At 64.1% G+C, this 19,452-nt stretch carries 15 protein-coding genes; 9 read left to right on the top strand and 6 right to left on the bottom strand.

Translation table 11 applies throughout. From position 1 onward, the window contains the following. The first annotated feature begins 260 nt into the window (after window positions 1-260). Both D3242_RS08995 and D3242_RS08990 read left to right on the top strand, forming a co-directional pair. Entirely contained in the window at window positions 261-1,256 is a 996-nt protein-coding gene (locus D3242_RS08995; RefSeq protein WP_244839717.1) for an SGNH/GDSL hydrolase family protein, read from the top strand. A gap of 44 nt (window positions 1,257-1,300) precedes the next feature. Then, window positions 1,301-2,335 carry an aldo/keto reductase gene (locus D3242_RS08990; RefSeq protein WP_064981331.1) on the top strand — a complete coding sequence of 345 codons (1,035 nt, stop codon included), beginning with the start codon at window positions 1,301-1,303 and terminating at the stop codon, window positions 2,333-2,335. Between the two features lie 284 nt (window positions 2,336-2,619). On the opposite strand, the gene D3242_RS08985 is transcribed toward D3242_RS08990, so the two are convergent. Then, window positions 2,620-2,892 carry an usg protein gene (locus tag D3242_RS08985; protein ID WP_019861862.1) on the bottom strand — a complete coding sequence of 91 codons (273 nt, stop codon included), beginning with the start codon at window positions 2,890-2,892 and terminating at the stop codon, window positions 2,620-2,622. 314 nt (window positions 2,893-3,206) lie between these two features. On the opposite strand from D3242_RS08985, the gene acs reads away from it, so the two are divergent. Further along, on the top strand, window positions 3,207-5,162 hold the full coding sequence (gene acs / locus D3242_RS08980) for an acetate--CoA ligase (RefSeq protein ID WP_064981332.1): 1,956 nt from the start codon (window positions 3,207-3,209) through the stop codon (window positions 5,160-5,162). A 51-nt stretch (window positions 5,163-5,213) separates the two neighbouring features. Continuing rightward, a complete protein-coding gene (locus D3242_RS08975; RefSeq protein ID WP_064981334.1) occupies window positions 5,214-5,954 on the top strand; it encodes an MOSC domain-containing protein in 741 nt (246 codons plus the stop codon). On the opposite strand, the gene D3242_RS08970 is transcribed toward D3242_RS08975, so the two are convergent. The 3 genes from D3242_RS08970 to D3242_RS08960 all read right to left on the bottom strand — a co-directional run bounded on the left by D3242_RS08970 (window position 5,955) and on the right by D3242_RS08960 (window position 10,394). Further along, window positions 5,955-7,217, bottom strand: a complete 1,263-nt coding sequence (locus D3242_RS08970; protein WP_064981336.1) for an SAM-dependent methyltransferase — start codon at window positions 7,215-7,217, stop codon at window positions 5,955-5,957. It abuts the gene before it with no gap. A gap of 369 nt (window positions 7,218-7,586) precedes the next feature. After that, window positions 7,587-9,065, bottom strand: a complete 1,479-nt coding sequence (locus D3242_RS08965; RefSeq protein ID WP_064981734.1) for a pilus assembly protein TadG-related protein — start codon at window positions 9,063-9,065, stop codon at window positions 7,587-7,589. A 459-nt stretch (window positions 9,066-9,524) separates the two neighbouring features. Next, window positions 9,525-10,394 (bottom strand): transglutaminase-like domain-containing protein, encoded by an 870-nt coding sequence (locus D3242_RS08960; protein ID WP_019861867.1) that lies wholly within the window; start codon window positions 10,392-10,394, stop codon window positions 9,525-9,527. 167 nt (window positions 10,395-10,561) lie between these two features. Between D3242_RS08960 and D3242_RS08955 the strand changes: the two genes are divergently transcribed. Beyond that, on the top strand, window positions 10,562-11,227 hold the full coding sequence (locus D3242_RS08955) for an HAD-IA family hydrolase (protein ID WP_064981338.1): 666 nt from the start codon (window positions 10,562-10,564) through the stop codon (window positions 11,225-11,227). Between the two features lie 9 nt (window positions 11,228-11,236). On the opposite strand, the gene D3242_RS08950 is transcribed toward D3242_RS08955, so the two are convergent. Next, the gene (locus D3242_RS08950; protein WP_064981736.1) at window positions 11,237-11,458 is read right to left on the bottom strand and encodes a DUF1674 domain-containing protein; all 222 of its coding nucleotides are present in this window, start codon (window positions 11,456-11,458) and stop codon (window positions 11,237-11,239) included. Between the two features lie 203 nt (window positions 11,459-11,661). On the opposite strand from D3242_RS08950, the gene htpX reads away from it, so the two are divergent. The 4 genes from htpX to purH all read left to right on the top strand — a co-directional run bounded on the left by htpX (window position 11,662) and on the right by purH (window position 17,693). Beyond that, window positions 11,662-12,675 (top strand): zinc metalloprotease HtpX, encoded by a 1,014-nt coding sequence (gene htpX, locus D3242_RS08945; protein WP_064981340.1) that lies wholly within the window; start codon window positions 11,662-11,664, stop codon window positions 12,673-12,675. Beyond that, window positions 12,666-14,051 carry an RsmB/NOP family class I SAM-dependent RNA methyltransferase gene (locus tag D3242_RS08940; RefSeq protein ID WP_064981342.1) on the top strand — a complete coding sequence of 462 codons (1,386 nt, stop codon included), beginning with the start codon at window positions 12,666-12,668 and terminating at the stop codon, window positions 14,049-14,051. The genes htpX and D3242_RS08940 overlap by 10 nt, the downstream gene beginning before the upstream one ends. A gap of 206 nt (window positions 14,052-14,257) precedes the next feature. Next, window positions 14,258-15,982 carry a heparinase II/III family protein gene (locus D3242_RS08935; RefSeq protein WP_019861872.1) on the top strand — a complete coding sequence of 575 codons (1,725 nt, stop codon included), beginning with the start codon at window positions 14,258-14,260 and terminating at the stop codon, window positions 15,980-15,982. Between the two features lie 94 nt (window positions 15,983-16,076). Then, a complete protein-coding gene (gene purH / locus D3242_RS08930) occupies window positions 16,077-17,693 on the top strand; it encodes a bifunctional phosphoribosylaminoimidazolecarboxamide formyltransferase/IMP cyclohydrolase (protein ID WP_064981343.1) in 1,617 nt (538 codons plus the stop codon). 133 nt (window positions 17,694-17,826) lie between these two features. Here the strand turns inward: purH and D3242_RS08925 are convergent, their stop codons facing one another. Beyond that, on the bottom strand, window positions 17,827-19,203 hold the full coding sequence (locus tag D3242_RS08925; RefSeq protein WP_027047513.1) for an MFS transporter: 1,377 nt from the start codon (window positions 19,201-19,203) through the stop codon (window positions 17,827-17,829). Window positions 19,204-19,452 lie beyond the last annotated feature (249 nt).

Raw genomic sequence — 19,452 nt, 5'->3', positions numbered from 1 at the left:
CCGTCGCCCTTCTGGCAACGCGCCTGACGCTCGGCGCGCTCGCGTTGGCGGCTTCGTCGATGGTCAGCCCGGCAATTGCCGGCGAGAAACAGGACTGGGTGGGCACCTGGACGGCCAGCCCTCAACCGACATGGGGGACCGATTTTGCCTTGCCGGTGAAAATGATGCCAAAGCTTGAGAACCAGACCATACGCCAGACAGTCAGGACCAGCGTTGGCGGCAGGCGGTTCCGCATCGTCCTGTCGAACGAGTATTCAAACGTGCCGATCCAGATCGGCGAAATACGTGCGGCGAGAGCTGGCAAGGACTCGAAAATCACCGCCGGCACCGATCGTGCCGTCACATTCGGCGGTCAGGCAAAGGCAACAGTTCCGGCAGGCGCGCCTTTGGTCAGCGATCCGGTGGAATTGCCCCTCGACGCCTTGAGCCGCCTTTCGATATCGGTCTATCTGCCGCAGCCCACACCAATCTCCACCTTCCATTGGGACGGTAAGCAGACCGCCTATATCGGCGACGGCAACCAGACGGCTTCCGAAACCATCGCGGCTGCGCAGACCACCGACGCGCGTACCTTGGTCAGCGAGATCCTGGTCGATGCGCCGGCAAATGATGGCGCCGTGATCGCCATCGGCGATTCGATCACCGACGGCAACGGCGCCACGCTGGACGCCGACAACCGGTGGCCCGACGTCCTCGCCGAGCGTCTCGTCTCGAAGCACGTGTCGGTGCTTAACGCAGGCATATCCGGAGCGCAGCTGCTGGATGATGCGATGGGCGTGAAGGCTTCGGCCCGCTTCGACCGTGACGTGCTGGCTCAGCCCGGCGTCAAGGCGGTCATCCTGCTCATCGGCATCAACGATATCAGCTGGCCCGGCACGCCATTCGCACCTGAGAAATCCCTGCCCTCTCTGGCGGCACTCACCACTGGATACCTGCAACTCGCAGCCCAGGCCCACGCCCATAATCTGATCATCGTCGGCGGCACGTTGACGCCCTTTGAGGGCGCGCTGAGCGGCACGCCGCTTGATGCCTACTACACGCCTGAAAAAGAAGCGTTGCGCCAGAAGGTCAACAACTGGATCAGAACCAGCGGTGCCTTCGATGCGGTCGTCGACTTCGACCTGCTGCTCCGCGATCCCGTGCACCCGACACGCCTGCTGCCGGAGTTCGATTCCGGCGACCACCTCCATCCGGGCGACAAGGGAAACCGGGCCATGGCCGCGGCCATCGATCTCGGCCAACTGATCAAGAATTGAGCAGCCGGCAACTGACTTCATCCAGCAATTGAAAGGACAAAATCATGGACTATCGACGTCTCGGCGCGTCGGGCCTGAAAGTGCCCGCACTCTCCTTCGGCGCGGGAACCTTTGGCGGCTCCGGCCCGCTGTTCGGCGCCTGGGGCAACAGCGACGCCAAGGAAGCGCGGCGGCTGGTCGACATCTGCCTCGAGGCCGGCGTCAATCTGTTCGACACCGCCGACGTCTATTCGAACGGCGCCTCCGAAGAGGTGCTCGGCGAAGCCATCAAGGGCCGGCGCGATGCCGTGCTGATCTCGACCAAGACGTCCTTGCCGATGGGCGACGGGCCGGCCGATTACGGCTCCTCGCGTTCGCGCCTGATCAAATCCGTGGACGCCGCGCTGAAGCGCCTCGGCACCGACTACATCGACCTGTTGCAACTGCATGCCTTCGACGCCGGCACGCCGATCGAGGAGGTGCTGTCGACGCTGGACGAGCTCGTGCGCGCCGGCAAGCTGCGCTATGTCGGCGTCTCCAACTTCTCCGGCTGGCAAGTGATGAAGTCGCTGGCGGAGGCCGATAAGCACGGTTATCCGCGCTATGTCGCGCACCAGGTCTACTATTCGCTGGTCGGCCGCGACTATGAGTGGGAACTGATGCCGCTCGGCCTCGACCAGGGCGTCGGCGCGCTGGTGTGGAGCCCGCTCGGCTGGGGCCGCCTGACCGGCAAGATCCGCCGCGGCCAGCCTCTGCCGGAAAAGAGCCGGCTGCATGACACCGCAGGCTTTGGCCCGCCGGTCGAGGACGAACATCTCTACCGGGTGATGGATGCGCTGGACGCGGTGGCGCAGGAAACCGGGAGGACCGTGCCGCAGATCGCCATCAACTGGCTGTTGCAGCGCCCGACCGTTTCCTCCGTCATCATCGGCGCCCGCAACGAGGAGCAACTGCGCCAGAACCTGGGCGCCGTCGGTTGGTCGCTGACGCCGGAGCAGGTGAAGAAACTCGACGCCGCAAGCGAAGTGACTGCGCCCTACCCGTATTTCCCCTATCGCCGCCAGGAAGGTTTCGCCAGGCTGAACCCGCCGGCCGTTTGAGCGCCGGCTGAGTCAGCGCAAGCGCTGGTAGTTGGCCACGGTCTCGGAGGTTCGTCATCCTAGGGCGAAGCAGGAGCGCAGCTCCGTCGCGGAGACCCTAGTATCCATGCCGCGACTTCAAGGCGTTGCAACGGTGCAGAATTCTGCTCCGTTGCACTCCACGGCAAAGGTCACTGCATGGATCCTCGGGTCAGGCCCGAGGATGACGAAACGATGGGCGCATTTCCGCTAACCACCAACGCATGCGATACATCACGCAAGCACTCCGTCAACACTTCTGCGCCTTAATGCAGTACGAACTCGCCATCCACCTTGCGCCATTCATTCGGCGCGATCAGCTTCTGGTGGGTGTAGACAACCGAGTGCAGCGGTCCATCCAGCTTGGCCTTCCAGAATTCGATGAATTTGATCAGCACCGGAAACGTCGGAGCGATGTCGTAGTCCTGCCAGATGAAGCTCTGCAGGAGATGCGGATGATCGGGGAAATGATAAAGAATCTTGGCCGTGGTCAGGCCATAGCCTTTGAGCATCAGGTCCATTTCGGCATGGTCGCGCATTGCTGCCCCCTTGGCGGTCCCTTGGTTGAATCTCCTTTCCTCCCAACGTCAGATTGTGCGCGCCGTTGCTTAACTGTCTATTGATTTTTCCTGATCGAAACAGGCTTTTCGACGCGAAAACATACAGTTAGCAGCGAGCCAACCTGAGTGCTGACAACGCGAGCCCGTGCCCCTGCGGCATCCCGCCACGCAAACCCAACGTCTAATATTGCCGTAAGGCCGGAACTGGTAATAATGCCGCCGAATTCGCGGCCGCTTCGCCGCGATCCCGCCGGCGGTTCAAGCCGGCGTATGGTTTGGGAGGAAAGTCAGGAATGTCCGAGGTTCATGTCCATCGCGTCCAGCCGACGTGGAAGAAGAATGCGCTGATCGACAACGACACTTACCTGAAATGGTATGCCGACAGCATCAAGAACCCGGACAAGTTCTGGGGCAAGCACGGCAAGCGCATCGACTGGTTCAAGCCGTTCAGCAAGGTCAAGAACACCTCCTTCGACGGCAAGGTCTCGATCAAATGGTTCGAGGACGGGCTGACCAATGTTTCCTACAACTGCATCGACCGCCATCTGAAGAAGCGCGGCGACCAGACCGCCATCATCTGGGAAGGCGACAACCCCTACGACGACAAGAAGATCACCTATAACGAGCTCTACGAGCATGTCTGCCGGCTCGCCAATGTGATGAAGAAGCACGGCGTCAAGAAGGGCGACCGCGTCACCATCTACATGCCGATGATCCCGGAAGCCGCCTATGCGATGCTGGCCTGCACGCGTATCGGCGCCATCCATTCGATCGTCTTCGGGGGCTTCTCGCCCGATGCGCTGGCCGGCCGCATCGTCGACTGCGAATCGACCTTCGTCATTACGTCGGATGAAGGCCTGCGCGGCGGCAAGTCGATTCCGCTGAAGGAGAACACCGACAAGGCGATCGACATCGCCGCGAAGAACTTCGTCATGGTGAAGAACGTCCTCGTCGTGCGCCGCACCGGCGGCAAGATCGGCTGGGCGCCAGGCCGCGACCTCTGGTATCACGACGAGGTCGCGACGGTGAAAGCCGAGTGCAAGCCCGAGAAGATGAAGGCGGAAGACCCGCTGTTCATCCTTTACACCTCAGGCTCGACCGGCAAGCCGAAGGGCGTGCTGCACACCACCGCCGGCTATCTCGTCTATGCGTCGATGACCCACCAATATGTCTTCGACTACCATGACGGCGATATCTACTGGTGCACCGCCGATGTCGGCTGGGTCACCGGCCACAGCTACATCGTCTATGGCCCGCTCGCCAACGGCGCCACCACGCTGATGTTCGAGGGCGTGCCCAACTACCCGTCGCAGTCGCGTTTCTGGGAAGTCATCGACAAGCACAAGGTCAACATCTTCTACACCGCCCCGACCGCGCTGCGCGCGCTGATGGGCGCCGGCAACGACCCGGTGACGAAGACCTCGCGCAAATCGCTGCGCGTGCTCGGATCGGTCGGCGAGCCGATCAACCCGGAAGCCTGGGAGTGGTATTTCAACGTCGTCGGCAACGGCAAGGTGCCGATCGTCGACACCTGGTGGCAGACCGAGACCGGCGGCATCCTGATCACGCCGCTGCCGGGCGCCACCGACCTCAAGGCAGGCTCCGCGACGCGGCCCTTCTTCGGCGTCAAGCCGCAGCTGGTCGACGGAGAAGGCAAGGTGCTGGAAGGAGCCGCCGACGGCAATCTCTGCATCACCGATTCCTGGCCGGGCCAGATGCGCACCGTCTATGGAGACCATGACCGCTTCGTGCAGACCTATTTCTCCACCTACAAGGGCAAGTACTTCACCGGTGACGGCTGCCGCCGCGACGCCGACGGCTACTACTGGATCACCGGTCGCGTCGACGACGTCATCAACGTCTCCGGCCACCGCATGGGCACGGCCGAGGTCGAATCGGCGCTGGTCAGCCATGACAAGGTGTCGGAGGCCGCCGTCGTCGGCTATCCCCACGACATCAAGGGCCAGGGTATCTACAGCTATGTCACCTTGATGAAGGGGGTGGGGCCGACCGAGGAGTTGCGCAAGGAGCTCATCGCTCATGTCCGCAAGGAGATCGGCGCCATCGCTTCGCCCGACAAGATCCAGTTCGCCCCCGGCCTGCCCAAGACGCGTTCCGGCAAGATCATGCGCCGCATCCTGCGCAAGATCGCCGAGGACGATTTTGCCACCCTTGGCGACACCTCGACGCTCGCCGATCCGGCCGTCGTTGACGATCTCATCGCCAACCGGCAGAACAAGAAGGGCTGAAAACGACTGGTCGAAGGTCGCGGGAAGCCCGGCGAACGAGAGACCAACGCAATGAATGATATCGGCACTGTCGCGCAGCTCTGGCGCTATCCGGCAAGCTCGCTCGCCGGCGAGCGCCAGGACGCCATTCTGGTCGAACCGGCGGGCATGGCAGGCGACCGCATGTTCGGCCTCGTCGGTGTCTCGGACAATGAGATCGCCAGGCCCGACCGCGAGGCGAAATGGCACAAGGTGCCGCGAATCCGCACCCGGCTGGCCAATGATCGCAACCTTGAGATCGCCGTCCCTGACGGCGACTGGCTGAGCGCCCCCGGGGTCGAATGCGACCGCGCAGTATCGGCCTATCTCGGCTTCGCCGCCTCGATCCGGCCGTTCGGCCGGGAGAATGCCCCGCCTGCCTATGCCGGTCCGGTCACCGCCGCCCGCTACAGCAAGGCGCCGATCCACCTCCTGACCACGGCGTCGCTGGCGCGGCTGACGGCGCTGCATCCGGATGGCGCCGCCGACCCGCGCCGCTTCCGCCCCAACATCGTCGTCGATATGGCGGCGGTCGATGGCTCGTTTCCCGAAACGGAATGGATCGGCCGCAAGCTCGCCATCGGCGAATTGCTAGTGACCATCTCGGAGCCTTGCCGCCGCTGCGGTTTCACCATCATCGCCCAGGACGGCTTCGATGACGACCCGGCGATCCTGCGCAATCTGGTCCGCCACAACGCGCACAATCTCGGCGTCTACTGCACGGTGGATCGGCCGGCCGGTATCAAGGTCGGCGACGCGATGCGTTTTCTGTAGCTACCGATAAAGATCCGCTCGCGTCGGCGGCAGGCCGCTTGGCCCCCGCGCTCGCTTGGTGACGACTGTCTGGAAAATCTGCGCCGAGCCGCGATCGAAGGTGATCGAACAGCCGGTCAGATAAAGCAGCCACAGCCGTGCCTTGGGCTCGCCGACCTCGGCGATCGCCTCATCGAAACGCGCGTGCAGGCGCTCGGCCCACAGCCTGCAGGTGCGGGCATAGTGCTCGCGCAAATTCTCGACGTCGGCGACGAGGAACCCGTGCGCCTCGAGATTGCCGAGTGTCATGCCGATCGTGTCGACCTCGCCGCCGGGGAAGATGTATTTGATCAGCGCTTTGTATTCGGCGCCCTTGCGCAAGGTCTTGCGCGTGCCGCCCTTGCCGCGCCTCGTGATGGCATGGTGCAGGTAGATGCCGCCCGGCTTCAAGAGCCGGTGGACGGTCGAGAAATAGGTGGCGTGGTTGGCGAGGCCGACCGCCTCGAACATGCCGATCGACGAGATCTTGTCATAGCTGCCGTCGAGCTCGGTGTAGGATTTGATGTCGATGGTGATCCTGTCCTCCAGCCCCTCGGCACGAATGCGCTCGCGCGCCAGCCGGGTCTGTTCCTCCGACAGCGACACGCCATGGCCGATGGCGCCATAGTGCTTGGCGGCGTGGATCAGCATCGCGCCCCAGCCGCAGCCGATATCGAGCAGCCGGTCGCCCGGCTTCAGCCTGAGCTTGCGGCAGATATGGTCGAGCTTGTCCTTCTGCGCCTGGTCGATGCCGTTGGTGAAATCGGTGAAATAGGCGCAGGTGTAGACCATGCGCTCGTCGAGGAAGAGCCGATAGAAGGCGTTCGAAATGTCGTAGTGATGCTCGATCGCCTGCTTGTTCGAGCCGCTGACGAAAGGGTTGCGCCCGGCAAGATCGGCCCGTTTCGTCATCTGCCGCCGCGAAAACAGTACGGCCGGCAGGTCGCGCAGGATCGCCAGTTTGGGCAGCGCCTTCAGCCTCAGCTTGCCCTGTGACGGCAGGGCATAGAGATCGAACAGCGAGCCGTCCTCGACATCGATCGTCTTGGAAATCCACATTTCGAGCAGCGTCGAGAAATTCGGCCGGCGGGCCAGTTGCCACACGATGTCCTGGTCGTTGATGGCAAGCACCGGGCCGCCGGCTGGGCCGATCCGTTCCCCGGTCCACAGCCTGACGGCAAAACCCGGCTTCAGCGCCCCGATCACGGTTCGAACGATGCGCGCGGCTCTCTCGGTGGCGTCCATGGTCCCTCCCGTGACCGATAACGCCATGTTGTCTGTTTGGGCTGCGGATCGCAAGCCGAAGCACGCTGGCCCGACTGCGCCGCATTTTCCGGCGGGACGCCTTTTTCAGCCCGCCATCTTGTCATCTGCTGCGACGCACCCCATCATGAGGATGTGTTCAACAAATCGAAAGGAGGTGATCCGATGTCGAGTGATTTCGTTTTCCAGAACGTGGCCTCAGCGGATTGCACTTTCGGGAAGCAGTCTTCCCGTTAAGGCGCGAGATGCGCGGCAGGTAACCCGAAGGGTTGTCGCCACAGGCCGCGCCATGGACGGAAACACGGAAGGCCGCCGGCTTCGAAAGAAGCGGCGGCCTTTTCCTTTTGCGGATTACTGGGTCAGTGCGACCTTTTCGGTATTGCGGATGATTTCCTGGAAGGCGGCGTCCAATTCCACTCCGGTGGACACCTCAAAATAATGCCTGTCCGCGGCGGAGGCGTCTTTCGACGAACAGCCCTTCAGCACCGCCTTTGCCTGGTCCCGCTCGGTTGGTGACATGTCCTTGTCATTCAGATCGAAGCCGATCGCGAAAATCTCGATGCCATCATTCTTCATGTTGCCACACAGGGCTTCGGCGTTGCCACGTGCAAGGTTGCCCTGGCCATTGTAGTTCCCCCCGGCTCCGGCGAAGGCCGTATTGAACTGGCCGTCGGTCATCAGGATCGCGACTTTGGCAATCTTCTTCGCATTGGCATCCGAGGCGCCGTTGCCGAGACCGGCATTCTTGATCGCAGCCCGCCATTGCGGTGACAGCATATAATAGGTCCACTGGATGGCGATCGCGCCGGCCGTATAACCATCGGCCCGGAAGGCACCAATCGAATCAAGCAAAGCGCCGGAATCGGCCGTCAGCGGGATCACTTCTGCGTCTGGGCATCTGTTCATGCTCCCGCCACCCAGATGATCATCCCTGTTGACCAGGGCATAGTAGTTCTTGCCGGTCTTGTCGGTGCGAACCGTGTCCGGGCCGTCATCACTCAAATCCGCATTGCCGTTCTTGTCCTTCCTCTCCGTCGCGCAATTGTCGGTCTTTGGCATTGCCGCGCCGACAATGGATTTGTAGTCGCCGAAGGACGGCAACGTCGTCTTTCCCGTCTTTGCGACGAGAAGCGAACTGCCGGCGACCGGCGGCAGATCAGAACTCGCCTGCCCCTCGGCGTAGACGTTCTCCGCCAGATTGCCGACGTTCACGCCAGATGCGTAAGGCACAATCGCGACGCGGATGCGGGGGTTCTTCGGGTCCTGGTTCTGGAGCATCGTCTGGACCGCGTTTTTCGCCGCCGCTTTCAGATCGCCGATCTTGTCGACGTTGCCTCTTTTCGCCATCGATCCCGTGATGTCGAGCATCATGGCGACCTCGACCTGCTTGTCCGAATAGAGTGCTGTGGTGGAAGCGCCGACGCGCCGCATGTCGCTGATGCCGAACAGCGGAAAATAAAGGCTGACATCGACATGGACATCCGCCTGCACGGTTCTGGCCGTCGGGTTGACGGTGAGCCTGTCCAGCACGACTTGGTCAGCCGTCAGGATGCCGGCCATGCTGTTGGCCACGAGAAAGTTCTGCACCGCCTTGTTGGCGTCGGCCTCCTTGATGACCCCGGTCGTCAGGTCGCGCGCCGTCGATGTCACCGCGGCGTCGACCACGCCTTGCAGGCTCGATCTGGCATTATAGAGCTGCGCGACGTTGACCGAGAAGCCGGCGGCTAGCACCAAGACCGAGGCAGCAAAGCTGAACAGGATTGCGAAATTTCCACCCCTGTGTCTGGCGAACCCGCCGACCGCGTGAACAAGACCCCCGTAATTTCGCATCCAACAGCCTCCGCTTGCCTCGGCCTCGTCGCCGCAATGATGGCAATGCAGGATTCCGGCCGGAAGTCGCCGGTCGAGCGCCGGAAACGCGCTGTGACCCGTCAACCTATTGTTTTTGTTGAATTTCGGCTGCTCCGAAGGTGAATGACTGGTAAACGGAAAGTCACGGATTCATCCGCGTTTACGGACTGCTTACCATGCTGGAATCGAAGCAATCGCGGACTGCTCCGCGACGTCCTGTTGCGGCACAGGCCTTCTGTGCCGAAGAGGAGCAGTTGTCCCGAGATAGCTGAGTAAGTTGGGGCGCGAACGGAACCAAGGTGCGTTGAGATTCAGGTCAGGCCGAGCCGAAAACGGTTGATGCCGAGAACCGGAGCGGAGCGTACTTTTCGTACGTGAGCACCGGAAGCGCAGGTATCAGCCATTTGCAGGCCGGCATCACCTGAATATCAACATGCCTTAGGCCAGCATTTGTGCGCTGACCGTCCTGTCGATACCGTGATGGGGCGGATTGAACAGATTGCCTTCCTGCTCATAGGTCCACACCTTGAACAGGCTGAGCCGGTGTGGACCAAAACTGTGCAGCAAGGGCACGTCGGTGGCGTCGCGGCCGCGTGCGATGACGACACGACCGGTCCTGGGCCGGTTGTGGCGTGGATCGAACGTGTACCATTTGCCGTCGAGGAACACTTCCATCCAGGCCGAGAAATCCATCGGCGCCGGATCGATCGGCACGCCGATATCGCCGAGATAGCCGTTCACATAGCGCGCTGGAATGTTCATGCAGCGGCAGAGCGTGATCGCCAGATGGGCGAAGTCGCGGCAGACGCCAACCCGCTCCTCATGCGCCTGCGCCGCCGTGCGGGTCGAACGCGCATAGCCATAGCCGAACGACAGCCGGTTGTGGACATAGTCGACGATCGCCTGCACCCGCGCCCAGCCGGAGGGAAGATGGCCGAACAGCTGCCAGGCGAGACTGCTGAGGTGATCGGTCTCGCAATAGCGGCTGCCCAGGAGATAGAAGAGCACCTCGTCGGGCAATTCGGCCACTGGCACTTCCCGGGCCAGCGTGTTGACCTCGTCCGTCTCGCCACTGTCTTCGATCACTGCGTCATAGAGGATGCGAAAGGTGCCGGCTGGTGCGGTGAAGCGGCGGCAGCCATTGCCATGCAGGTCATGGTAGAGCTTGGTCGGCACCGAAGGCGATGTCAGCACCCGCGTCTGCCGCTTGATGTCGGCTTGCCTGTCCTTGTGGATCTCAAGCAGCGAAATCACCGGTGTGGCCTCTGCGCATTCAATGGCGATTTCGTAGCCGAGCCGGATCAGCATCGCAGGTCCCCTTCGATCGTCATGAAAAAGAATGCCGTTGAAACGTCGCGAGGTGGCTGTGGTTCCCTGGACCGCCACAAAATACGCCCTCATGCCTTTCCATGTCCGCGCCTTGACGTTACGGTTGCGCCCTCCCTCGACACGCCCCCCGGACTTCAAGGAAAATCATGCTTGCTGGCAGAAAATTCGCGGCCTTCCTTTTCGACATGGACGGCACGCTCATCAATTCCATCGCCTCGGCGGAACGGGTGTGGAGCGATTGGGCGCGTCGCCATGGCCTTGACGTCGCCGCCTTCCTGCCGACGATCCACGGCGTGCGGGCGATCGAGACCATCACCAACCTTGCCCTTCCAGGCGTCGACCCGGCGCATGAGGCCGACCTGCTGCTGAAGGCCGAGGCGGCCGATCTCGACGGCATTGTCCCGATCGCCGGCGCCGTGGCGTTTCTCAAGGCGCTGCCTGGCGAAAGCTGGGCGATCGTCACCTCGGCGCCGCGCTCCCTCGCGCTAGCGCGCATGGAGGCTGCCGGCATTCCTGTCCCCGCGGTCATCGTCGCGGCTGAAGACGTCTCCCGTGGCAAGCCGGCCCCCGACTGCTTCCGGCTTGGCGCACAACGGCTCGGCTTCGATGCGCGCGACTGCCTGGTGTTCGAGGATGCTCCGGCCGGCATCGCGGCGGCCGAGGCCGCGCAAGCCGCAGTCATGGTGATCAGCGCCACACATTCGCATCCGCTGCCGACGCCCCATGCCGCGATGGTGGGCTATGACAATGTCGGCATCACCATCGACGAGCGCGGCTGGCTGGCGCTCGAGGCCCAGCGCGACGCTGCTTGAGAGCAGTCCCTAAAAATCGCTGGTCAGGCCTTTGACCTCCCAGTCGCCATAACGGCCAGGTTCCTTGCCGCCCCGGCCGCCGATTTCTTTCGGCAGGCCGGTTTCCTTCTCGCGATACGCGGTGCGCCGTGCCTCCGCCTCGGCCAGTGCGCGCCGCGCGGCGGGCGACAGGTCTCTTGCCGGCACATCGTCATCCGTGCCGGCTGGCGTTTTACTGGTTTCGTCGGTCATGCGATATTCCACGCGGATTGAAACAGCGTCAGGTGTTTCCCATCATATAGCCATGAACCCACGCATGACCCCGAAAATCGGAATCGATTTTCGGAAAGGATCATGCGCAAATAAAACCTTACAGCGTCCTTTGCGCGTCCGAAAGGACGCGCGGCGCTGCAACGATCGACCCCTTTTTGCCACCACCACGACAGGAGCAGACGATGAACACACTTCGCACCGCCATGCTTCTTGCCGCGATGACGGCGCTGTTCATGGGCGTCGGCTTCCTGATCGGCGGTTCGGGCGGCATGATGATCGCGCTGCTGATCGCCGCCGGCACCAATCTGTTCAGTTACTGGAACGCCGACAAGATGGTGCTGTCGATGAACCGCGCCGTCGAGGTCGACGAGAAGAACGCGCCCGAATATTACGCCATCGTCCAGGCGCTGGCCAAGCAGGCCGGGCTGCCTATGCCCCGGACCTATCTGATCGACAATCCGCAGCCCAATGCCTTCGCCACCGGCCGCAACCCGCAGAACGCGGCGGTCGCCGCCTCCACCGGACTGTTGCAGCGGCTGACCCATGAAGAGGTCGCGGCCGTCATGGCGCACGAGCTTGCGCACGTCCAGCACCGCGACACGCTGACCATGACCATCGTCGCCACCTTTGCCGGTGCCATCTCGATGCTCGGCAATTTCGCCTTCTTCCTCGGCGGCAACCGCGACAACAACAACCCGTTCGGTTTTGTCGGCGTGCTGGCGGCGATGATCGTGGCGCCTTTTGCCGCGATGATCGTGCAGATGGCGGTCAGCCGCACTCGCGAATACGAAGCCGACCGGCGCGGCGCCGAAATCTGTGGACACCCGCTGTGGCTGGCATCGGCGCTTGACAAGATCGCTCGCGGCGCCGAACGCATTCCGAACCCCGATGCGGAGCGCAATCCGGCGATGGCGCATCTCTTCATCATCAATCCTCTGCACGGCGAGCGTATGGACAATCTGTTCTCCACCCACCCCAGCACTGAGAACCGCATCGCCGCGTTGCAGGAGATGGCGCGGCAGATGGCGGGCGGCACCCAGGCCGCCCCGCGCCCTACGCCTCGGCACGCCGAAGAACAGCAGCCGTCCGGCCCGTGGGGCCAGGCCCCTCAAGCGGAACAGCCGGGGGAGCCGGAAAGGCCGAAGGCCAACCCATGGGGGCGCAACCCGACCGGGCCCAAGGGCCGATGGTCGTGAGCGTGGGAGCACCTCGACGCACAGGCTCACGCGATCAGGACCATAGAGACGGCGGCGAATTCGTCGCCGGTCTCGCCGCCCGCAAGGCGGCGGCGCGGCTGCTTGCCGCCGTCATCGACGCCAGGACACCGCTCGACGGACTGACCGACCACGAGAACGGCCACCCGCAATACAAGGCGCTCGATTTGCGCGACCGTGGCTTGGTGCGGGCCATTCTGGTCACCGCGCTGCGCTTCCGCATGACCATCGTCGGGCTGCTGGCGCGACGCCTGGAAAAGCCGCTGCCGCCCAACGCCACGGCGCTGTCGCACATCTTGCATGTGGCGGCGGCACAGATCCTGTTCCTCGACATTCCCGACAGCGCCGCCGTCGACCTCGCGGTCACCCATGCCAAGTCCGATCCGCGCACCCAGCGCTTTTCCGGCCTGGTCAACGGCGTGCTGCGCACGCTGGCGCGTGCCAAGGAGACGGAACTGCCCGCCGCCCTTGCCGCCACCGACGAAGCGCCAGAATGGTTCTCCGACCGGCTGAAGGCCACCTATGGCGCCGACAAGGCGAAGCAGATCCTCGCCGCGCACCGTTACGAGGCGCCCGTCGACTTCTCGGTCAGGGCCGACCCCGCACTCTGGGCCGAAAAGCTAGGCGGCATCGTGCTGCCGACCGGCACGGTGCGCGTGGAAAATCTTGCCGGAGCCGTCACCGACCTGCCCGGCTTCGCCGAAGGTGCCTGGTGGGTTCAGGATGCGGCTGCCAGCCTGCCGGCGCGGCTCTTCGGCGATGTCAGCGGATTGCGTGTCGCCGACCTCTGCGCCGCGCCCGGCGGCAAGACCGCCCAGCTGATCCTGGCCGGTGCCAGGGTCACGGCGGTCGACACATCGAAGAACCGGCTGGCCCGGCTGGCGCAGAATCTCGACCGCCTCGGCCTGTCGGCCGAGATCGTCCAGGCCGACTTGCTCAAATACGAGCCGGCGGAGCTGTTCGACGCGGTGCTGCTCGACGCGCCCTGCTCATCGACGGGCACGGTGCGACGGCATCCCGACGTGCCATGGACCAAGACGGCGGCCGATGTCGAAAAGCTCGCCGACCTCCAAAGGCGGTTGCTCACCCGCGCCGTCACGCTGGTCAGGCCCGGTGGCCGGATAGTCTTTTCCAATTGTTCGCTCGACCCGCTCGAAGGCGAAGATTTGCATCGTGCCTTTCTCAACGAAACAACCGCAGTCGACGATCCGCTGCGGCAAGGCGAGGTCGCCGGCATCGACCCTTTCTTGACGGCGCAAGGCACGCTGCGCACCACGCCCGCCGACCTTGATCTCGGCACGCCGGAGCGCTCGGGGCTGGACGGCTTCTTCGCTGCGCGCATGCGCCGCGCTCTTTAGAGCAATCTTTCACGACCGCGAAAACCGTTCGCCCAGCGAGTTTCGCCGCCGCCGCAAGAGGACATAAGTCGCGGCAGAGACGACTTTTTTAGGGACGATCCCGGCCATGGCCGCGTGAAGTGGGTCGGTTGGAAGAAATCCGCCTTCGCATAAGTTCTTGAATCATATAAGCTTGCGCCGGGATAGAGGACGGACCAGGAGGGCTTTTGGCACTGGCTGCCAGCAACACGACGCGTCTGTGGACGCTTGTCGCGAAGGAGTTCTGGCGCAAGACGCGCCGGCGCTTGCGCGCCGGGCCGGTCTATCGCTGGCGCTATTCCGGCCGCACGCCCGAACGCGTGCTGATTGCACCGCCGGACTTGCGGCTGGCCGACCCGCAGATCGCGCTGGAGATCTATTACGGCCGCTATCCCCTGTCGGGGCACCTGGTAGAGACCGGCGGCAAGTCGCCCTTCCAGATCAACGTGCCCAATCACGGCTGGCAGAAGACGCTGCATGGCTTTCGCTGGCTGCGCCACATGCGCGCCGCCGGCACCGAACTTGCCGCCGCCAATGCGCGTGCCCTGGTGTCCGACTGGATCGCCATGCACGGAAACAACATTGCCGGTATCGCCTGGGAGCCCGGGACGACGGCCAAACGCATCATCGCCTGGCTGCAGCATTCCTCCGTCGTGCTGCAGGGCGCCGAATTCCCCTTCTACCGTGCCTTCCTGAAGTCGCTGGCCGTCCAGATCCGCTACCTCAGGTCGATGGCGCGCGAGATGCCCGACGGCAAGGACCGGCTGCGTGCCCGCATAGCACTTGCCTTCGCCGCCCTTTCCCTGCCCGCGCCGGCTTCGGCGCTGCGCGGCGCCACCCGCAACCTCGCCGAGGAACTCAACCGCCAGATCCTCGCCGATGGCGGCCATATCTCACGCAATCCGATGTCGGTGCTGGAAATCCTCGCCGACCTTTTGCCGCTGCGCCAGACCTACGCCAACCAGGCGGAAACCCCGCCGCAGGCGCTGATCGGCGCCATCGACCGCATGCTGCCGGCGCTGCGCTTCTTCCGCCACCAGGATGGCAGCCTCGCCCGTTTCAACGGCATGGGCGCCACCATCCATGACCGCATCGCCACCATATTGCGGCATGACGACACCGCCGGCGCGCCGCTGCTGCACGCGCCGCATTCGGGCTATGAGCGGCTGTCGATGGGCGGGGTCACCGTCATCGCCGACACCGGCCTGCCGCCGCCGGTCGACGTGTCCAACGCGGCGCACGCCGGCTGCCTTGCCTTCGAGCTGTCGTCCGGCCGCCAGCATTACATCGTCAATGCCGGCATCGACACCTATGGCGCCGCCGAGTTCCGGCCGCTGGCGCGCGCCACCGCCGCGCACTCGACCGCCACCATCAACGACACCTCGTCGGCGCGCTTCAGCCATTCGCTGCGCGTCAACGGCCTGCTGGGCTCGCCGCTGATCGGCGGCCCGCAGCAGGTGCAGTGCAAGCGCATCGACCAGAAGGGCATCCAGGGCTTCATCGCCCGCCATGACGGCTACGTCGCGCGCTTCGGCTTCCTGCACGAGCGCGAGCTTAAGCTGTCGTCGAACGGCAATGTCCTGGCCGGCAGGGACCGGTTCCAGCGGCCCGGCAATGCCGCGATCCGCAACAATGGCCGCGACTTCATCACCGTGCGCTTCCATGTCCATCCCGACATCAACTTGCTGCAGGACGAACATGACCGGCTGGTGCTGACCGCCGACCAGGCCGACAGCTGGGTGTTCACCTCAGGCGAAGTGGTGCCGGAGGTCGAGGAATCGATCTATTTCGCCGGTCTCGGCGGCCCGCGCCGCAGCCGGCAGATCGTGCTTGCCTTCAAGGCCTCCGACGTATCCGAAGTCCACTGGCAGCTGACGCGCACCAGCATTGCCGGCTATCCGGAAAACAACTGAGAGTGCCGGCCACCACCAAGCTTGCCGCTTGATTTCCTGATGTCATGTGCTACGGCGCGGGCTTGCCCCTCCAGCCGTGAAAGGCCGCCAGCCCATGGCCGTCGCCGCCAAGAACATTCCCGCCCCGGACCTCGTTCCCGTACGCCGTGCCTTGCTTTCGGTGTTCGACAAGACCGGCCTCATCGACTTCGCCACGGCATTGGCCGCGGCCGGCGTCGAACTGGTCTCGACCGGCGGCACCGCCAAGGCGATCGCCGAGGCCGGCCTGGCGGTGCGCGATGTCTCCGAGCTCACCGGCTTCCCCGAGATCATGGATGGCCGCGTCAAGACCTTGCACCCTTCCGTGCATGGCGCGCTGCTTGGCGTGCGCGACGACCCCGAGCATGCGGCGGCGATGCGCAAATACGGCATCGAGCCGATCGACCTCCTCGTCTCCAATCTCTATCCGTTCGAGGAAGTCCGCCGCTCCGGCGCCGACTATGCAGCAATCGTCGAGAACATCGACATTGGCGGCCCGGCGATGATCCGCGCCTCGGCCAAGAACCACGCCTATGTCGCCATCGTCACCGATCCAGGCGACTACGCCTCGGTGCTGAACGCACTGGAAATGAACATCGGCTCGCTGTCGCTGGATTTCCGCAAGAAGCTGGCGGCCAAGGCCTTTGCGCGCACCGCCAGCTATGACGCGGCGATTTCCAGCTGGTTCGCCGAGGCGCTGGAGATCGAGCACCCGACCTGGCGCGCCTTCGGCGGCAGGCTGACCGAAGTGATGCGCTACGGCGAAAACCCGCACCAGAGCGCCGGCTTCTACGTCAATGGCGACAAGCGCCCTGGCGTCGCCACGACGCGGCAGCTGCAGGGCAAGCAGCTCTCCTACAACAACATCAACGACACCGACGCCGCCTTCGAACTGGCCGGCGAGTTCGATCCCAGCCGCTCCGCCGCGGTCGCCATCATCAAGCACGCCAACCCGTGCGGCGTCGCCGAGGGCACATCGCTGAAATCGGCCTACGCCAAGGCGCTTGCGTGCGATCCGGTCTCGGCCTTCGGCGGCATCGTCGCAATGAATCGCACCCTCGACGCCGAAGCGGCGCAGGACATCGTGAAGACCTTCACCGAGGTGATCATCGCGCCCGATGCCACGGACGAGGCCGCGGCGATCGTTGCCGCGAAGAAAAACCTGCGCCTGCTGGTCACCGGTGGCTTGCCCGACCCGCGCTCGCCCGGCACGACCGTCAAATCCGTTGCCGGCGGCCTGCTCGTCCAGAGCCGGGACAACGCCGTGGTCGACGATCTCGAACTGAAAGTCGTGACGAAGCGCGCGCCGACGCCAGCGGAGATGGCCGATCTCAAATTCGCCTTCCGCGTCGCCAAGCACGTCAAGTCGAACGCCATCGTCTATGCAAAAGACGGCGCCACGGTCGGCATCGGCGCCGGCCAGATGAGCCGCGTCGATTCCTCCCGCATCGCCGCCCGCAAGGCGCTGGACGCGGCCGAGGCCGCCGGTATGGCCGAACCGCTGACCAAGGGCTCGGTCGTCGCCTCCGATGCCTTCTTCCCCTTCGCCGACGGCCTGCTTGCCGCGGTCTCCGCCGGAGCCACCGCCGTCATCCAGCCGGGCGGCTCGATGAACGACAAGGACGTCATTGCGGCGGCCGATGAACATGGCATCGCGATGGTGTTTACGGCCGTGAGGCATTTCCGGCACTGAGCACGTTTACCCTCCCCTTGATGGGGAGGGTCGGTGCGCTCGCTTGCGAGCGCGCCGGGGTGGGGTGATGGCGCTGACCCCCACCCCGCTCCGCTTCGCGGATCCACCCTCCCCACAAGGGGAGAGTAAGGCGCTATTCCGCCGGCCGATCCGCCGGATAGGGCGTCCTGACCAGGATCGCCATGCCGATGCCGAGGAACAGGATGATCACGGCCATGCCGAGCCGCGCCGAATCGCTGAGCGCGGTGATGGTCGCCACCAGGAACGGCGCCAGGAAGCTGGTCGCCCGCCCGGCCAGCGCATAGATGCCGAAATAGCGGCCGGATTCCGCCGCCGTGACGCTGCGCGCCATGTAGGAGCGTGACGACGCCTGCACCGGGCCGAAGGCAAGGCCAATCAGCAGGCCATACATGATGTAGGCCTTTTCGGCCGCCGTGCCGAACAGCCCGCCCGAATCGGTGGTCGGCAGCTGGATCAGGCCGAGCAACGTGAAGCCTGGGCCGGTCGAGACGACGCCGATGGTGGCGACCGACAGCATGACCAGTGCGATCATCACCACGGCCTTGGAGCCGAGCGCGGTGTCGAGGCGTGCCGCGATCCAACAGCCGAAGATGGCGACGACATTGAGGATGATGCCGAACATGCCGATCTCTGTGATCGACCAATGGAACATGCCAGCCGCGAACGTGCCGCCGAGCGCCAGCAGCGCGTTGACGCCGTCCTGGTAGATCATGCGGGCGACGAGGAAGCGGAAGATGCCGCCGCGCCTGCGCACCTCGGCCAGCGTGGATTTCAGTTCCAACAGGCCCTCGCGCACCGCCGGCCCGATCGGAATGCCCTTGATGGCGTCCGGCGTGAAGAAGAACATCGGCAGGATGAACAGGAAATACCAGCCGGCCGACAGCGGCCCGGTGGCGCGCGCATCCTCGCCAAGCTTCGGGTCGAGGCCGAACAGCGGGTCGATGCCGATGATCGTCTTGCCGGTCTCGGGCGAGCCGGCGAGGCAGGTGACGACGAAGATCAGCGCGATCATGCCGCCGAGATAGCCGAGCCCCCAGGCCGTGTTGGAGATGCGGCCGATCTCGCTCTTCGGCACCAGCCGCGGCATCATCGAATCGTTGAACACGGTGGAGAATTCCGCCGCCACCGAAGCCAGCGAAAACAGCGCAACGACCAGGAACAGGTTCGAGCCGGGTGCGGCAAACCAGAGCAGAGCGAGACTGGTGATCTTGATCGCGGCGAAGAAAGCGATCCACGGCTTGCGCGGCCCGGTCTGGTCGGCGATCGAACCGAGGATCGGTGACAGAACGGCGATGACCAGCCCTGCCGCGGCGATCCCGTAGCCCCAGACCGCTTGGCCGGTGTTGGGATCGCCAGCCATGCGCGAGACGAAATACGGACCGAAGATGAAGGTGGTGACGACCGTGAAGAACGGCTGCGCCGCCCAGTCGAAGAACATCCATCCCCAGATGCCGCGCCCGGACGCCCGCTGCATTGTCTCTACCGCCATGATGATTCCCTCGGCCCCACCCGCGTCGGGCGCCATGTCTGCATGTTTCTGATGCCCATGCAAATGACAAGCGTTGCGCCGCCCCTCATTGTCCTGCCGGACATTTCTCCCCGTATAGTGACGGGGAAAAAGACGCTGTCGCGAAGGCTTTCGCCAATTGTCGACGTCGCAGAATGGGCGCCGGCCTTGCGACCAGTTCCCTTCTCCCTGTCACTATACGGGAGGTGAGGAGTGGCTCGCGTAGCGGAC

The sequence above is a fragment of the Mesorhizobium jarvisii genome (assembly GCF_003601985.1).
Lineage (GTDB): Bacteria > Pseudomonadota > Alphaproteobacteria > Rhizobiales > Rhizobiaceae > Mesorhizobium > Mesorhizobium jarvisii.
This window is presented reverse-complemented; position numbering and strand designations above follow the sequence as displayed.

What these genes read in the sequence shown, in the direction of transcription:
- D3242_RS08990 (WP_064981331.1), top strand. Translation starts at nt 1,301, where the DNA reads ATGGACTATCGACGTCTCGGCGCGTCGGGCCTGAAAGTGCCCGCACTC.
- D3242_RS08985 (WP_019861862.1), bottom strand. Translation starts at nt 2,892, where the DNA reads ATGCGCGACCATGCCGAAATGGACCTGATGCTCAAAGGCTATGGCCTG.
- acs (WP_064981332.1), top strand. Translation starts at nt 3,207, where the DNA reads ATGTCCGAGGTTCATGTCCATCGCGTCCAGCCGACGTGGAAGAAGAAT.
- D3242_RS08975 (WP_064981334.1), top strand. Translation starts at nt 5,214, where the DNA reads ATGAATGATATCGGCACTGTCGCGCAGCTCTGGCGCTATCCGGCAAGC.
- D3242_RS08970 (WP_064981336.1), bottom strand. Translation starts at nt 7,217, where the DNA reads ATGGACGCCACCGAGAGAGCCGCGCGCATCGTTCGAACCGTGATCGGG.
- D3242_RS08965 (WP_064981734.1), bottom strand. Translation starts at nt 9,065, where the DNA reads ATGCGAAATTACGGGGGTCTTGTTCACGCGGTCGGCGGGTTCGCCAGA.
- D3242_RS08960 (WP_019861867.1), bottom strand. Translation starts at nt 10,394, where the DNA reads ATGCTGATCCGGCTCGGCTACGAAATCGCCATTGAATGCGCAGAGGCC.
- D3242_RS08955 (WP_064981338.1), top strand. Translation starts at nt 10,562, where the DNA reads ATGCTTGCTGGCAGAAAATTCGCGGCCTTCCTTTTCGACATGGACGGC.
- D3242_RS08950 (WP_064981736.1), bottom strand. Translation starts at nt 11,458, where the DNA reads ATGACCGACGAAACCAGTAAAACGCCAGCCGGCACGGATGACGATGTG.
- htpX (WP_064981340.1), top strand. Translation starts at nt 11,662, where the DNA reads ATGAACACACTTCGCACCGCCATGCTTCTTGCCGCGATGACGGCGCTG.
- D3242_RS08940 (WP_064981342.1), top strand. Translation starts at nt 12,666, where the DNA reads ATGGTCGTGAGCGTGGGAGCACCTCGACGCACAGGCTCACGCGATCAG.
- purH (WP_064981343.1), top strand. Translation starts at nt 16,077, where the DNA reads ATGGCCGTCGCCGCCAAGAACATTCCCGCCCCGGACCTCGTTCCCGTA.
- D3242_RS08925 (WP_027047513.1), bottom strand. Translation starts at nt 19,203, where the DNA reads ATGGCGGTAGAGACAATGCAGCGGGCGTCCGGGCGCGGCATCTGGGGA.